A 15230-nucleotide genomic window follows, 5' to 3' on the forward strand; every position below is an offset into this window, starting at 1 on the left:
TGGGGTTCAGCGCCGAGGCTGCTGAGGGTGACGATCCCTTGGCAGGCACGCTTTCCGAGGAGGACGGGAACGCGCTGACGCAGGAGGGCGAGGAGGGGGTGGCCACCGAGCCAAGCGTGGCCACCGAGCTGAGCGTGACCACCGAGCCGAGCGTGACCACCGAGCAGGACGACCCCGTCACCACGGAGCCCGTCACCACCGAGCCCATCACCACCGAGCCCATCACCACCGAGCCCATCACCACCGAGCCCATCACCACGGAGCCCGTCACCACCGACCCCGGGACCACGGAACCGGCGGTCAAGGAACCGGACACCGACGATGAGGCGGAGACGCCCGCCGACGACACCGAGAACAAGGACACCGACGACACCGAGAGCAAGGACACCGAGAAGAACGACACCGAGAACAAGGGTGATGCATCGGCGCAGAAGCAGGCCGAGGCCGTCGAGCCGAAGAAGCCCGAGTCGGTGACTGCCGCGCCCAAGCGCGACGACGAGTCCGGCGGCGAGCCGTCCACCAAGGACACCGATACCGGGGCCTAGCCCGAGGGGTCGCAGCGATGCGGTTCCGCCTGCGTTGATGCAGGCGGGACCGCATCGTCGGTTGTACGTACGATCACCCGATGGCGGACACTCCGGCGCGGGGCACAGGCCGCGGGCACCTCGTCCCATCACGACGCAGGCTGCTCACGTACGTCGTTCCGGCACTTGCCGGTCTCGGTTCGTTGGGTGCGACGTTCGTTGGACCCCGCGCTTCGGCGGCCAACGCACAACTGGTCGACTTCGCGGAACGCCTGGTGCCGCCCGATCAGATCGCCGCGGCGGGTTTCGCCGGAGCGGTCGTCTACGTGTCCGAATCACGGCCCGGCGCGAACTTCGACTTCAAGCCGGTTACCCGCGGCTATGCGGATGCCTTGCGGTCCAACGGACTTCACGTCGTCAGCAACTACCAGTACGGCAAGCCCGGATGGCCGACGCCGTCGGATTACACGCGCGGGTACGACGGCGGAGTCGCCGACGCCCGAACGGCTCTCGGCTTGCACACGGCGGCAGGCGGCCCGGATTTGGCGCCGATCTTCTTCAGCGTCGACGAGGACATCGACAGGGACACGTGGACATCCGTTGCGGTCGAATGGTTTCGCGGAATCAATTCGGTGATCGGTATCGCACGGACCGGCATCTACGGGCACTCCCGCGCGTGCGCATGGGCGGTCGGTGACGGCGTCGTCGGCGAGTCGAGTTCGCCGGGATTCCGCTGGGCGTGGCAGACGCGGGCATGGTCACGCGGCGAGCGCGAACCCGCGGCCGTGCTCTACCAATCGGCGGTCTTCACCGCGTCGGACCCTGCCGTCGTGATAGGCGGCGTCCACGTGGATGCCGACGACGTCCTCGCCACCGACTTCGGTCAGTGGGACCTCGACCGCTGACACGACGGGCGCCGGTCACGCCGCGAAGAGCAGGAATAGCCCGGCCCACGTGTAAGCGACCATGAGCAGCACACTCGGCAGCTCGTCGGCGACGACGACGGCCAGCGGCTTGCCGGGGTTGGCCCGCAGCGCACGATCGTGCGCCACCAGCACGGCCAGCAGGTGGCCGACGAGGATGCAGGCGATCTGAAAGACGGCGACGGCCGTCGGGTTCGGCGTGACGTTCAGGTCGATCGAGCCCACCGAACCCCACTGCCGCACTAGCAGGACCAGCCCGCGCGGGCCCTCGACGATCAGCAGCGACGCATAGTGCGCCAACGTGTATCCGACGGCAATCGGAACCAGCGCCAATGCGATGTCCACGCTGCGCGCGGTCCAACTCAGGCTGGCCAACACCAATGGGCACACGACCAGAAGTCCCGCCGTGGCGACGAGAACGGGCATCCCGGTGGACTGGACGGTACCCACCCACCACGGCGAGCCGGAAGCGCTGTCGAAGATGGTGGAACCCCACCAGACCGCGACGAACGCCATGGTGCCCCGTTCCGGTGTGACGTCGGTGAGGCCCGCGAGCGGAGATCGTAGGACGAATCGCCCGTCGCCGTCGGTGCCAAGGATGCTGAGGCGCCCCGCAAGTTCGGAGTACACCTCGAACCCGTCGCCGCGCGCGAACCAGGCGTCGCCGCGGACCACGGCGAAGCCCAGTTGGACGGCGGCATAGGCGCTCAGCCAAGCTCCGACGACGCGGGGCTCGGTGCGGTCCGGTGCGATCAGCTCGAACCAGACGAACGCCAGCAGCGCGATGGCTGCGGGCCACCGACCGCCCCCCTCGTCGCCGGGCCTGATGCCGGTCGGGGGTAGTCGAAACACCCTGCACGCGATGGCATGCAGGGTGCGCAGCGGGTTGAGTGCACGCCACACCGGCCCGAACAGAATGCTCACGGGAACCAGGCCAACCCACAGCCACACGAAGAGTGCGTGCGCGGCCGGGTTGAAGTCCACCGAGCCGAACAGGGCGTCGCCGACGAAGTAGCTCGCCAGCGCAAGGACGATGACACGCAATGGGTTTCGCCACCACCGCGCGCGCAGGAGCCGGTCCCACCTCTCGGGAAGCCGCCGCACCGCCGGTTCTCGCGGCACCCGCCACAGCGTCGAGACGGCGAGGAAGGACAGGACGACTGCCACTGCACCCGCTTGAAGCACCAGATCGAACGGCAACGGCAGATCCTGCGAGTCCCCGATCCCGTGCGCGAGGACGGACTCGGTTTGGCTCACCGGACGGCGAGCTGGAACAGCAGGGTGTCGGGGTGCGCCTCGACCTCGAACACGCCGGTGCGGTCGGCGACGAACTCGATCTGCGCCATAACTCCCGGGGTGACATCGCAGCTCAGGTCATAACCGTGGACGTGGACCTCGGTCGCCGTGTCCGATGCGACCCGCAGGATCACGCGAGTGCCCATGGCGACGTCAAGCCGGCGGGGAAACGGCTCGATCCTGCCGTCGTCCAGCCGCACGTCGACCACGACGGGCGCGGGGTCGAGTGCGGGTCGAGTTGCCGTCGAAGAGGTCTGCGCCGCAGCCGAATCGACCGGTTCGGGCACCGGCGGACTGCAACCGATGAGCGCCGCAGCGGCCGCGGCAATGAGGACGAACCCGTGGACTCTGCTCATGACGGGATCTCCCAACCGGGTTCTGCGCGATGGGTCTGCTGACGGGTGGCGAGTGCACGCAACGCCCCTGCCCCTGCGATTGCGGTCCCGCTGCCCACGCCGAGCACCAGCGCGACGAGGATCCTGGAGAGCTCCACTGGACCGGCGAACGGCACGACACCGTAGTGGAATTCGGTGACGTCGGGCAGGACGAAGACGACACTCAAACCGGCGCCCGTGCACACCCCCAGCACTCCCGCGGCCTTGTCGCGCATGGCGGCTGCGGCGGCCGCGACGACCAGCGGCCATACGAGCAGCCCGATGCCCACCGCGTCGAGGAACGTCCGCCACGGCGGTGCGGACTCCACGGCGAGTGTCGCGCCGACGACGTGGACGACCGATGCGACGACGGTGACCAGGCCCGCCGCTGCCAGCACCACGTTCGGCCGCCGGGCGCGCCGAGCCAAGCCGACCACCGCGACGCCGATCGCGACCGTCGCAGCCCACCACCCGATCGAAGCAGGGGGCGCCTCGGCGACGAACTCTCCGGTGACCGTTGCGACCTGAGTGCCCACCACCATCGGAATCACCCACGGGACCGTCGTTTCCGACCCGAGGTCACGACCCAGGGACGTCGCCCGCCGGTCGATCCACACCCGGGACTCCCCCGCCCTCACCGCCGTGCCGTCGGATTGCCCATCGCCGGCGGGGAATTCGATCGGGACCGCGGTGTCGTTGCGGACGAGCAGGCGCGCGCCGTCCTCGATGGCGGTGACCGTCAACCCGGGCACCGACGGCGACACGGCCAGCACGACGCTGCGCACACCGGTCGGACTGAGGCCACCGGCGTGGGCAGAGGCGGAGGGCATCGACGTCAGCATCATGGCCAAGGTCAGTGCCGCGGCACTCGTCGCGCGACGACGGGCGCTCACGACGCGGTGGGCAGCTCTTCGGACGCCGGCTGAATTCGGCGCAGTACGTAGGCGGTGCCGAGCCCGGACAGCGCGGCGAACGTCAACACGCCACTCATCGTGTGCAGACCCCAACCCACCCCAACGATCACCCGTCCGACGCCGAAGACACTGCCCCACAGCACAACTGGGCTGAAGAATCCGAGAAGTAGCCATTGGGTGTCGGAGCGCAGGGTCCGCGTCCACCGGAGCGACGCCCGGGCCAGCAGTTCGACCACGGCGGCGGCCAGCGCGACGGTGATGGGCAACCATCCCTCGCCGGGGTCGCTGAACATCACCGACAGCAGCAGCGCGGGAAGCGCGACGAGGATCGTCGGCATCCCGACGGGAAGCGGCCAGCGCCGCCCGATGAGGAGAATTGGCAGCAGCAGCAGAACCGTGCTGCCGAAGTAGCCGTGGAGCATCTGACCGTCCAGCGAGAACGTCCGCATCGGGTTGTCACCGGTGCCGAGCCTCGGGTGGGACAGCGAGGACGCGTGCTGCGTGTAGATGTGTAGGGGAATCACGGCGAGCAGAGCGGAGACGGTGACCAGCACGGCATCGTTGCCTCTCAGCGTCCGTACCGGCGCGGCGGCCAGCATGAGCGCGGGTCCCGCGGCCACCAGCACCATGCCGCCGATGATCAGGTAGTGGCTGGGGCTGGTGAAGATTTCCAGGCCCTTCTCGATACCGAACAAGTTGTGCCACAACGTGTCGATGCCACCGCCGACCAGCAGCATGCCCATCCCGACGACCGGTAGTCGCAGTGCGGGTGGGGTGTGCGTCAGCAGATTGCGGTAGGTGATGACGGCTGGCAGCCGGGGACGCAGAAGCCAGAGTAGGACGAAGCCGCACGCAGCGATGCCCGAGTAGAGCACGCCATGCCATGGCGTCCAGAACGTCTCGAGGTCCGGGATGGTGGCGTGGGCGTAGGAATCGAGTTGCAGGCCGGTCACCAGCCACAACGACGAGCCAACGAGCATCCACCGTTCGCGGAGACGAAACGACGAGGCGCGGGTCGCTCCATCCGGTGCGGCGGCGGCGTGAGTCGGACTGGACACGAGGGTGGCTCCGTTCGGATCGGTGATCGTGGCGTGAACGTTAGGAGCGTTGGAGGCAGATGGCGTCACCGCCGACGGGGACCCGGATCCCCCGTACGGGGGACGGGGGTCGACACCGGCGCGGCGGCACCGGATCATCGTCGGGGTGATCCCTGCTGCCACCGTTGACTCGGCGAGCACTGGAGCCGGTGACCTGACGAGGTCGTTGACCCGACAGTCGCTGCTGGTGGCAGGCGTGTGTCTGCTCGCCGACGCCCTGGCATTCCTACTGTCGGGTCCAGTCGCTGCGCTGCGGCCTCAGGACTGGTTGGTGCTGGCGATGCTGATCGTCGCCGACGCCGCGTTGGCGCTCCCCGCGCGGTTGTCCGGCTGGGTTGCCTTGGCGCATGCCGTCGTTCAGATCGCGGCGGCGGTCCTAACGCTCGGTGCGAGCTCGGCCGACCGGTTGAGCGGCGCAGGCGCGCTGATCGCGGGCTATCGCGCCGGGGCCTGGTTGCGCGGCGTGCCCGCGTGGGCGGCGCTGGCGGTGCTGATGATCGGAACGGCAGCAGCACAGTTCATTTCCGATCCGCAGGGCCACGAACCGGTGCTGGTGTCGGTCGTCAAGGACGCGCTTCTGCCCTGGCTCGTCGGGCGATACACGACCGCACGGCGCGGCTACATCGCCGAGCTCGAACAACGCGCCGAGGTGCAACGCCGCGACGCTGCGGCCGCGCTCGAGCACGCGATCGCCGAGGAGCGCAGCACGATCGCCCGCGATCTGCACGACGTCATCTCGCATCACGTCAGCGCCGTCGGTGCGCATGCCGGCGCGGCCCGGTTGCGACTCACCTCGGGCGGCGACACCGGAGCGGTTGCCGCTTCGATGAGTGCGGTCGAAACATCAAGCCGCGCAGCGATGCTGGATCTGCGTAGGCTGCTGGACCTGCTGCACGGCGATCCCGCCGCGGGAAGCCAGCCCGGGCTCGATCAGCTCGAGGACCTGCTCGACGGCGTCCGTCGGACCGGACTGCCCAGCCGCCTGAGCACCCACGGCAAGGTGCGCCCCCTTCCCGAACCCCTCGAGATCGCGATGTACCGGATCGCACAGGAGATGCTGACCAACGCCGCTCGCCACGGCAACGGCACGATGGTCGAGATCGCCCTGCACTACGACGACGCGTCGGTGTCGGTGACCGCCCGGAACGGGATGAGCGACGGCCAGGTTCCCGACGGACCACCCTCCCGAGGGCTGGCGGGGATTCGCAAGCGGGTCTCGGCGTTCGGCGGGACCGTCGCGTACGGTCCGGACGCGAATGGCAGGCACTGGGAGATCATCGCCACGTTCCCGCTGAGCGACGCGCGGTGACCATCCGGATCGTGATCGCCGACGACCACGCGATGTTCCGCTCGGGGCTGCGGGCCATCATCGAGACGCAGCCCGACTTCGCCTGCGTCGCCGACGTCGCCGACGGCCGCGCGGCGGTCGGCGAGATCGCCCGCCTTCGACCCGACGTCGCGGTGCTGGACGTCCGGATGCCCAAGCTCGACGGCATCGCCGCCACGGAGCTGGCGCTCGCCGAGCCTGCGAATCGGACGCGGGTGTTGGTGCTGACGACGTTCGACACCGATCAGTACGTCTACCGCGCGCTCGCAGCCGGGGCCAGTGGTTTCCTGCTCAAGAGCCTTCCACCCGAGGAGCTCGTCACCGCGATCCGGATCGCCGCACGCGGAGACGCGCTCGTCGATCCGTCGGTGACCCGTCGCCTGGTGGCCCGCTTCGCCGCCAGTCTTGCTCCCGCCGAGAGTTCGGCGTCGACGGCGCTGCTGGCGGAGCTGACGCCCCGCGAACGCGAGGTCTTTGCTCTGGTGGCCGCCGGGCTGAGCAACGCCGAGATCGCCCATCGGCTCTTCATCGGCGACGAAACGGTCAAGACGCACGTCTCTCGCATCCTGGTCAAACTCGGCCTCCGCGATCGTGTGCACGCGGTCGTCTTCGCGCACCGCCATGGCCTGGTGACGTGACCGGTGGGGCGAATGCAACCTCTGAGACAACTGTGACGGCACGTTTCCGACACACCCTCCGCCGCCCGCCCGCCGCGCCCGCCGATGTCTCCGCCGTGGCCTATCTTGGACCGTCCGACGTACTGACACGGCCGAGGAGGAGATCAGGTGGACGACCCCGCAGCGATGTCGGCGGCCGAGCTCCTCGAGCTCAACCGCGACATCCAGGGCTCCCCCACCATCCGGCTGCTGGCCACCCTGAACCTGGGGGTGTCCGCCACGCTGATGGAACGCCACCTCAGCGACGGCGTCGTCCCCGAGACCGAATTGGTGGTCCGCATCGAACGCGACCTCGAGGAGCTGGGGCGCCCCGGCGGCGAACAGTCCGGCCTCGCCCTGATCAAGGCGTGGGCCAGCCAGGGGTGGTTGCATCGGGTGGCGGACCAGCGTGCGGGCGTCGAGCGCAACCTCTGCTATCTGACTCAGGAGGCACGCCGGGCGCTGGACTTCCTGCGCGGCCTGCGCCGCCAGGACACCATCGCGACCGGCGGGTCGATCAACGGCATCGCCTCCCGGCTCAAGCAGGTGGCGCTGCGAGTGGGCAACGACCCGGACCGCATCCGCTCCGGCATCGAGGCCGAGATCGCCGCGCTACATGCCGACCTGGACGCCCTCGATGCCGCGGAGGGCCTGGCACGCCCCGAACCCGATCTCACTGATGCGTACGACGAGGCCCGGGCCATCGCCCTGCAGATGGAGCGGCTGATCACCGACATCGGCCAGTACGGGACGATGATCGAACAGGCCACGGCCGCGCTCGACGAACCCATCGACAGCAACGTCGAATACCGCGACCGGCAGCGTCAGATGTATGCCGACTACCAGGCCGCCTGGGATTCCCAGGGTCGTGACTCGCACCGGGCGTTCCTGCGCATGATCAACGACCCCGATCAGCGTGCCGAGTTCGAGGCCGACGTGGCGGCGGTCGCCGAGGCGCTGCCCGCGCTGGATCCGGCCCTGCGCAAGGTGATGGCCGGATTCTTCGAGTTGGTCGGCCATCAGATCGACGAGGTCGAGCGCATCCAGCAGCGATGCGCGCAGCGGGTCAAGAGGTTCACCGCGTTCGGCACGCTGGAACAGAGCCGCGGCGTGGCCCGTCAGCTCAACGAGGCCATCGGCGCGGCCCGCGCCCTGCTGAAGTCGTCCCTCACCGACTCGCGGCTCGAGCTCGAGCTGCCCCTGGCCCGGCACGCCTTCACCTCGGTCGGGGCGCTGAGCTTCCGGATCGGCGAGCTGTCCAATCCGAAACCCGCGCAAGCCGCGGGCGGCGAGGTCGACCTGTCCAGCTTCGCCGCGTTGAGCACCCAGGTCGACGCGCCCGCGATGTCGGAGATGATCAACTCGGCGATCGCCGACGGTCCGTTGTCGCTTCCCGACGCGGTGGAGATGCTCTCCTCCGACGGGCAGGGCACCTACCTGGGCCACGTCATCGTGCTGTGGTCCTGGGCGCTCAAGCAGACCGTCCACCCCAACCACCAGGCTCGGTCATCCGAGTCGGTCACCGTCCGCTTCCAGTCACTGGACGGGCGCGACCGGGAAATGGAGGTTCCCCGCTTGATGTTCACCGAACCGGTCTCGAGTGTGGTGGGGGCCGCCCCGTGAGTACCGACGAGCGCTTGCGGGAGGAGCATGTGCCCGAGCAGTCGGTCGACTACACCGACTTCTCGTCCCTGCCCCAGGTCGACCAGACGGCGCGGGTCCCGCACCAGCGCAGGCCACGGTTCGACGGTGACGTCAGCGAGCTGCCCGACCGGGCGTGCTGGGCACTGCAGCAGCTGCTGACCCGCCGCTACGTCAGCGCCGAATCCGACCGCGACGTCTACACCTGGGTGCTGGAGTACCGCAGTCAGCTGTCGGTGCGGCTCTCCGAACTGGATCTGCTGCTGCGCATCGTGGACGGCCCCTTGGAAAGTGACGGGGTCGCCTTCGTCGAGCAGGCCCGCTACGAATCGGCAAGGGGGGCAAAGCTTCTGCGCCGCGAGCCGCTGGGCACCTACGACTCGATCCTGGCGCTGCACTTGGCGCAGATGATGCGTGCCTCCGGCGATCAGACGGTGCTCATCAGCCGCGACGAGGTGCATGGGCTGTTCTCCGGGGTTCTCAACGACGTCGACCGCGACGTCGTCACGTTCACGGCCAGGATCGACGGTGCGATCGCCCGGCTCGCCTCACTGGAGATCCTGCGCAAGACCCGCGACGACGAGGACAGCTACACCGTCAGCCCGGTGATCAGCGCCGTGATGACGGCGTCGGTGATCAGCGAGCTGCAGCAGCAGTTCGAGCTGCTGCTCAACGGTGGCATCCCGCAGTCCGCCGAAGACCAGGACGAGGAGGGCGCGCTCGATGCCTGAACAGTTCCACCTGTCCCGACTCCAAGTCATCAACTGGGGGGTGTTCGACGGCTACCACACCATCCCGTTCAGCGGCGGCGGCGCCTTGATCGCTGGCGCCTCGGGCAGTGGCAAATCCTCACTGCTGGACGCGATTTCACTGGGCTTCCTGCCGTTCAACCGACGTAACTTCAATGCGTCCGGCGACAACTCGGCCGCCGGGTCCAGCGCGGGACGACGCACCGTCGACAAGTACGTCCGCGGCGCGTGGGGGCAACGCAGCGACGCCGGCGCCAGCAAGGTGATGTACCTGCGCGGCGACGGCACGGCGTGGTCGGCGGTTGCCGTCACCTATAGCAGCAACACGGGACGCTCCGTCACCGGGCTGGTGCTGAAGTGGCTCACTGGCGACTCGCGGTCGGACTCGTCCAGCAGGTTCGTGCTGGCCGACGGCGACCGCGACATCGAAGAGGTCTGCAACCGCTGGGCATCGGGGCGCTTCGACTCGGGCGTGTTCAAATCCGACGACTGGCGCTTCTCCACCAAGGTGGAGTCGCAATACCTCGCCCAGCTCTATGCCACCATCGGCATCCGCGCCTCCGACGCGGCCCAACAGCTGCTCGGCAAGGCCAAGTCGCTGAAAAGCGTTGGCGGGCTTGAGCAGTTCGTCCGCGAGTTCATGCTCGACGAGCCAAGCAGCCTGACTCGGCTGCCCGAGGCGCTCAAGCAGATCGACCCGCTGGTCGACGCCCGCGAACTGCTGGCCGTGGCACAGCGCAAGCGCAAGATCCTCGGCGACATCGAGAAGATCCAGCAGCGCTACGCCTCGGAGTCCTCCGACCTTGGCATCATCGACCTGGTGGATCAGCCGATGGTGCGCGCCTACACCGACCACGTCCGGCTGGCCCAGTGCCCACCTCAAATCGACGCGCTGGACGGCACCATCGATCAGCTCGGCAACGAGTACGAGGACGTCACTCGGCAACTGAATCTAGCCAAGGCCGAGGGCGATTCGCTCAACGCGCAGATCAGTGGATCCAGCGCCAGCATCGGGCCGCTCCAGTCGCAGGTGGCCGGCGCAGAGGCGCAGGCCGACGAGGTGTCACGCCGTCGGGCGACCTACGAGTCGCTGGTCAGCGCGCAGCTCCTCGACATCCCGGATACCGCCGACGAGTTCTGGAATCTGCGCGAGGAACTCACCAACCAGGTCACCGAGCTGCTGGCCAAACTGGACCGCGGCCGTGAGGCGTCCACCGACGCCGAGTACGCCCAGAAGGCTGCCCGGATGGCGCGGGACGCGGCCGCCAAGGAACTCAAGCGCGTCGAGCACGTCGGCTCGGCGTTGCCGGAGTTCGCGATCATGATGCGCGAGAACATCTGCGCCGCAGTGGGAATCAATCCGAGCGAGCTGCCATACATTGCCGAGCTGATGGATCTGCGCCCCGATCAGAGCCGGTGGCGCGTCGCGGTGGAGAAGGTGCTGCGCGGTGTCGGGCTGCGACTGCTGGTACCCGACAGCCACTACGCGGCGGTGCTGCGCTTCGTCAACGAGACCAACATGGGCGGCCGACTGCAGCTTCACCACGTGCGCGCAAAGTTCTTGGGCATGGCCGCCGCTGAAGCACAGCCAAACACGTTGGCGGGCAAGCTCTTCGTCGTCGATCCCAAGCACGTCTGCGCCGCCGAGGCGGCCGACGTGGTCGCTGCGGCCGGCGAACACGTCTGCGTCGACACCCCCGACCTGTTCCCCCGCTTTCGGCGTGCGGTCACCGACTCGGGGCTGTACAAGGACTCCGACCGGCTCGCCATCAAGGACGACAGGCGTCCACTCAAGCAGTCCGACTACATCTTTCAGGGTGACGTCGCGGCCAAGATCGACGCGCTGACGGTTGATCTCGCCGCCGCCGAAGACGCCTATCAACAGGCGAGGCGTGCCGCCGACGACATCGCCGCCCAGCGCCAGCAGTGGCGGGATCGGGCATCGGCGTGCAAGGCGATCTGCGAGCAGTTCCCGCAGTGGAGCCAGATCGACACCGAGACCGCCGACGGGCACGCCGACCGCCTGCGCGAGCAGTACGAACTACTGCTCGCCGACCACCCCGACATCGAGGCGCTCAACGCACGCGCCGACCAGTGCTGGGACGAGATCCAGACACTGATGACCCGTCGCGGCGGAATCCAGACCCGGCGCGACGATCTGGACAGTCGACGCACCCGGCTGCTGGAGTTGCAGGAGCGGCTGGCGCCCGCGTTCGTGTCGGAGCCGCTCACCGAACTACTGGACCGCTATGCGGGCGACGTGCCGGTGACGCTCGAGCTGCTGAGCCCGGAGCCGCATCGGGAGGCGGTGTTCAACGCGATCCGCCGGGAGCGCGACCAACTGCGCGAAAGTCGTCGGCGCTCCTACGACGAGCTCGCCCGCATCCTCAACACGTTCGATACCGCGTTCCCCGATGCGATCCCGAACGACAGCGACGTGTTCGATGAGCGCGTCCACGACTACGTGGCGCTGTGCAGGCACATCGACGAGCGGGAACTCCCCGAGGCCTACGACCGGATGATGCGGCTGGTCACCGAGCAGGCGCCGGATGCCATCCTCACGCTGCATCGGGTGGCCGAGCAGGAGGCCAGGCGCATCAGCGATCAGATCGCACGCGTGAACACCGGTCTTGGTTCGGTCGAGTTCAATCGCGGCACTCGGTTGACGCTGCGCGCCACCCCCCGCAGCCTGACCGCGGTCGCCGAGCTCACCGAGATCGTCAGGGCCATCTCGCGGCGCATCGCCGAGGTGGGCCTCGGCGACAAGCAGGCGATCCTCGATCAGTACGCCGACATCCTGCGGCTGCGCAACCGGCTGGCGTCGACCGCCCCCGAGGACAAGGCCTGGACGCGTGATGCACTGGACGTGCGCAACCGGTTCACCTTCGACTGCGCCGAATGGGACACCCAGAGCGAAGAACTGATCCGGACGCACAGCAACGCAGGCGACAACTCCGGCGGTGAGCAGGAGAAGTTGATGGCGTTCTGCCTGGCGGGCGCGTTGAGCTTCAACCTGGCGAGCCCCGAAAGCACGGACAACAAGCCGGTTTTCGCGCAGCTCATGCTCGACGAGGCGTTCTCGAAGTCCGATCCACAGTTCGCCCAGCAGGCGCTGCAGGCGTTCCGTAAGTTCGGCTTCCAGCTGGTCATCGTCGCCACCGTGCAGAACGCCACCACCATCCAGCCCTACATCGACAGCGTGGTGATGGTGTCGAAGAAGGAGGCCACCGGTCGCAACGCCCGGCCTGTCGCGACCGTGGCGTCCAAGACGATCTCGGACTTCACCACGTTGCGTCGGGAGATGCGTGCGTCCGCCGCGGACGCGCGGGTGCCTGCGACGGTGTGACGGGAGGGTACGGGTTCTTCGCCTGCGCCGTGCCTGCACCCGGGTGTGACGCTGAGCTGAATCCTTGGCGAAAAGCCGATTCGACTTGCACGCGACGGCGCTGCACCCCACGCTGAGGCAATGACGCGCACGCACCGTCGCAATGATGCGACCCTCGTGAAGGCCATCGGCACCGCCTGGCGAATGACCTTTCTGCCCGCGATGGCGGTGTTCGCCGTGGCTTCGGGCCTGGCGTTGGTCGGGGCGCCGAGCGCGTCCGCGGCCTGTTCGCCCATCGAGGTCGTGTGGGCCCGCGGCACCGGTCAGCCCCCCGGCCTCGGCAGGGAGGGCGAGGCCTTCGTCAGCGCGCTGAGGAATCTGGTCGGCAGCTCCGTCGGCGTCTATGCCGTCAACTATCCGGCGTCGGACGAGTTCCTGCAGGCCGCCGTGGGCGCCAACGATGCCAGCGCCCACATTCAGGGCACGGTGGCCAACTGCCCCACGACGAAGATCGTGTTGGGTGGTTATTCGCAGGGCGCGGCCGTGATCGACGCCATCACGTGGGCAGCGACGCCCGCGCTCGGCTTCACCAACCCGTTGCCGCCCGAGGTCGCCGATCACGTCGCCGCGGTCGCCGTGTTCGGCAACCCGTCGGCCAAGGTGGGTCAGCCGCTGACCAGCCTCAGCCCGCTCTACGGAGCCAAGGCCATCGATCTCTGCAATGGCGCCGATCCCGTCTGCTCGCCAGGCGATGACGTCGCCGCCCACAGCACCTATGTGCAGGCCGGGCTCATCCAGCAGGGTGCGGAGTTCGCCGCCAGCCGTCTCTGACGCTCACCGCCGCACGTCTTGTCACACAAGGACTTCCGCGGTGCACGAGGGTTCCGCGGCCGACGTGGACCCGAGGCCGCACACCGGCACGCGTGACTCCAGCAGCGTCGCGTCCTCCGACGGCGGGAAGTTGGGTGGCGCCGGTGGCAGCAGCGGGAAGATGCGGGCACCGGAGACACCGGTCAGGAACGCGACGATTTGTGCGGGCACGTTGGTGGCCACGTACAGGCCGTCGAAGAGCAGTTTCACGGGCAGTTGGAGGAAGCTCGGCAGGCCTGCGGTCAGGTCGTTGCCGAACGTGTACACGTAGTACGGCACCGTCGAGAAGATCGTGCGCAGGGTCAACGCCGCATCGGTGAGGAAGTCGGGAGACTTGTTCTTGGCGATCTCGGCCTGCAGCGCACTCTTCAGATCGTCGGGATGCTCGTCGCCGCCGGCGAGCGTGGTCAGCGGCACTCCATCCGAACCGCTCACCGGGGTGCCGCCGAACAGGCTGACCACGGTGGGCGTGACGTCCACGATCTGGTACCGCGAATTGACGTAACCGTCCTTGAAGTCCGGCCCGTCTGCGATCACGAACGTTGCTGTCTCGTCGGGTGATTGGAAACCGTGGCCGAAGCCCTGCTGCGGCTGATGACCGTGGTCGGTGACCACGATGATGGTCCACTCCTCACCTGGGTGCGCGGCCTCCCACACGTCCACCGCGTCGAGAATGTCCCCGAGATTGTCGTCCATGTTCCGGATGGCCAGCTTGTACTCCAGTGAGTCACCGCCATACATGTGGCCGTTCTCGTCGACCCCGACGTAGTAGGAGAACAGGAAGTTGGGCGCGTCGTCACCCGCCAGCGCGTCGATGGTGACGGCGGCGACCCGATCGTCGGTCGCCAGCCAGTTCGTGTCTCCGTCGAGTTGCGGGACGTAGCGGTTGTCGTCGGCGTAGAGCGATCCGGCGCCGGCGATCGCGTTGATGACGTCCCAGTCCGCGACGGCCATCGTGTCGATGTCGCGGTTGAGGGTCTCGAGCTGGTTGAACACGGTCGTGTACTTCTCGTACGTCCACGGGGTGAAGACGTTGTTGATCACGCCGGTTCGTTCGCCCCAGAACCCGGTCAGGATGGACGTCCACGACGGATTCGAGATCGTGGTGTGCCCGACGATGCTCGACGCTGCGGTCGTGCTGGTGCCGATCAACTCGAGGAAGTTCTGGTTGTAGTCGTCGGCGAGGATCCGGCTCAGGTTCGTTCCGTCCACACCGATCACCAGCACGTGCTGCTGAGTGGGATCCACTGCCGCCGACGGTGGATCCGTGATGAGCGTGACGGTCTGCTGCGGAGCCGCATTCGCGTTGCGGGGGAAGAAGAACCGCTCGAGCTCGGTGCGCACGAACGACAGCACCGCCGTCAGGATCGGGATCTGCATCGGCGACCCCGACCCGGGGTTCAGCAGCGACTGCAGTACCGATCCGACGAACTCCGTGACGACACCGATCAGCGTCTTCGGCTGAGTCGGGGCCACGGGGGTGGGCACCACGGTGGTCACCCCCGCCGCCGCAGCGGGCGCCGACGACCGCCGC

12 protein-coding genes and 1 pseudogene are annotated in these 15230 nt (G+C 68.2%); 8 read left to right on the forward strand and 5 right to left on the reverse strand.

Annotated features, from left to right (window positions below; all coding sequences use genetic code 11):
* Together ABW137_RS09845 and ABW137_RS09850 are read left to right on the forward strand one after the other, a co-directional pair.
* Nucleotides 1-545 (forward strand): annotated as a pseudogene (locus ABW137_RS09845) (hypothetical protein); the annotation flags it as partial.
* A gap of 80 nt (nt 546-625) precedes the next feature.
* The gene (locus ABW137_RS09850; protein ID WP_526399333.1) at nt 626-1429 is read left to right on the forward strand and encodes a glycoside hydrolase domain-containing protein; all 804 of its coding nucleotides are present in this window, start codon (nt 626-628) and stop codon (nt 1427-1429) included.
* Between the two features lie 15 nt (nt 1430-1444).
* Here ABW137_RS09850 and ABW137_RS09855 read toward each other — a convergent pair whose 3' ends face one another.
* The 4 genes from ABW137_RS09855 to ABW137_RS09870 are packed head-to-tail and all read right to left on the reverse strand — an operon-like array spanning nt 1445 to nt 5089.
* On the reverse strand, nt 1445-2704 hold the full coding sequence (locus tag ABW137_RS09855) for a hypothetical protein (protein WP_526399335.1): 1260 nt from the start codon (nt 2702-2704) through the stop codon (nt 1445-1447).
* Nucleotides 2701-3099: a hypothetical protein gene (locus ABW137_RS09860; RefSeq protein WP_526399337.1), complete on the reverse strand. Its 399-nt coding sequence runs from the start codon at nt 3097-3099 to the stop codon at nt 2701-2703. The genes ABW137_RS09855 and ABW137_RS09860 overlap by 4 nt, the downstream gene beginning before the upstream one ends.
* The gene (locus tag ABW137_RS09865; protein WP_526399339.1) at nt 3096-4010 is read right to left on the reverse strand and encodes a hypothetical protein; all 915 of its coding nucleotides are present in this window, start codon (nt 4008-4010) and stop codon (nt 3096-3098) included. Before ABW137_RS09865 ends, ABW137_RS09860 begins: the two co-directional genes overlap by 4 nt.
* Nucleotides 4007-5089 (reverse strand): hypothetical protein, encoded by a 1083-nt coding sequence (locus tag ABW137_RS09870; protein ID WP_526399341.1) that lies wholly within the window; start codon nt 5087-5089, stop codon nt 4007-4009. Before ABW137_RS09870 ends, ABW137_RS09865 begins: the two co-directional genes overlap by 4 nt.
* A 49-nt stretch (nt 5090-5138) precedes the next feature.
* Here ABW137_RS09870 and ABW137_RS09875 point away from each other — a divergent pair, with 49 nt between their 5' ends.
* The 6 genes from ABW137_RS09875 (at nt 5139) to ABW137_RS09900 (ending at nt 13657) form a co-directional block, all read left to right on the forward strand.
* Nucleotides 5139-6437, forward strand: coding sequence for a sensor histidine kinase (locus ABW137_RS09875; protein WP_526399343.1), 1299 nt, complete (start codon nt 5139-5141; stop codon nt 6435-6437).
* Nucleotides 6434-7093, forward strand: coding sequence for a response regulator transcription factor (locus ABW137_RS09880; protein WP_526399345.1), 660 nt, complete (start codon nt 6434-6436; stop codon nt 7091-7093). The genes ABW137_RS09875 and ABW137_RS09880 overlap by 4 nt, the downstream gene beginning before the upstream one ends.
* Before the next feature lie 165 nt (nt 7094-7258).
* A complete protein-coding gene (locus tag ABW137_RS09885; RefSeq protein ID WP_526399355.1) occupies nt 7259-8734 on the forward strand; it encodes a DUF3375 family protein in 1476 nt (491 codons plus the stop codon).
* On the forward strand, nt 8731-9483 hold the full coding sequence (locus tag ABW137_RS09890) for a DUF4194 domain-containing protein (protein ID WP_526399347.1): 753 nt from the start codon (nt 8731-8733) through the stop codon (nt 9481-9483). The genes ABW137_RS09885 and ABW137_RS09890 overlap by 4 nt, the downstream gene beginning before the upstream one ends.
* Nucleotides 9476-12847 carry an ATP-binding protein gene (locus ABW137_RS09895; RefSeq protein WP_526399349.1) on the forward strand — a complete coding sequence of 1124 codons (3372 nt, stop codon included), beginning with the start codon at nt 9476-9478 and terminating at the stop codon, nt 12845-12847. The genes ABW137_RS09890 and ABW137_RS09895 overlap by 8 nt, the downstream gene beginning before the upstream one ends.
* Before the next feature lie 120 nt (nt 12848-12967).
* Nucleotides 12968-13657: a cutinase family protein gene (locus ABW137_RS09900; protein ID WP_526399351.1), complete on the forward strand. Its 690-nt coding sequence runs from the start codon at nt 12968-12970 to the stop codon at nt 13655-13657.
* 21 nt (nt 13658-13678) lie between these two features.
* Here the strand turns inward: ABW137_RS09900 and ABW137_RS09905 are convergent.
* The coding region (locus ABW137_RS09905) for an alkaline phosphatase family protein (protein ID WP_526399353.1) at nt 13679-15230 on the reverse strand (1552 nt) is incomplete at its 5' end.

This window comes from Mycobacterium sp., from assembly GCF_040509115.1.
Lineage (GTDB): Bacteria > Actinomycetota > Actinomycetes > Mycobacteriales > Mycobacteriaceae > Mycobacterium.

Excerpts from the sequence above, each read along its gene's own strand:
- ABW137_RS09850 (WP_526399333.1), top strand. The coding sequence starts at position 626 with ATGGCGGACACTCCGGCGCGGGGCACAGGCCGCGGGCACCTCGTCCCA.
- ABW137_RS09860 (WP_526399337.1), bottom strand. The coding sequence starts at position 3,099 with ATGAGCAGAGTCCACGGGTTCGTCCTCATTGCCGCGGCCGCTGCGGCG.
- ABW137_RS09885 (WP_526399355.1), top strand. The coding sequence starts at position 7,259 with ATGTCGGCGGCCGAGCTCCTCGAGCTCAACCGCGACATCCAGGGCTCC.
- ABW137_RS09895 (WP_526399349.1), top strand. The coding sequence starts at position 9,476 with ATGCCTGAACAGTTCCACCTGTCCCGACTCCAAGTCATCAACTGGGGG.
- ABW137_RS09900 (WP_526399351.1), top strand. The coding sequence starts at position 12,968 with ATGACGCGCACGCACCGTCGCAATGATGCGACCCTCGTGAAGGCCATC.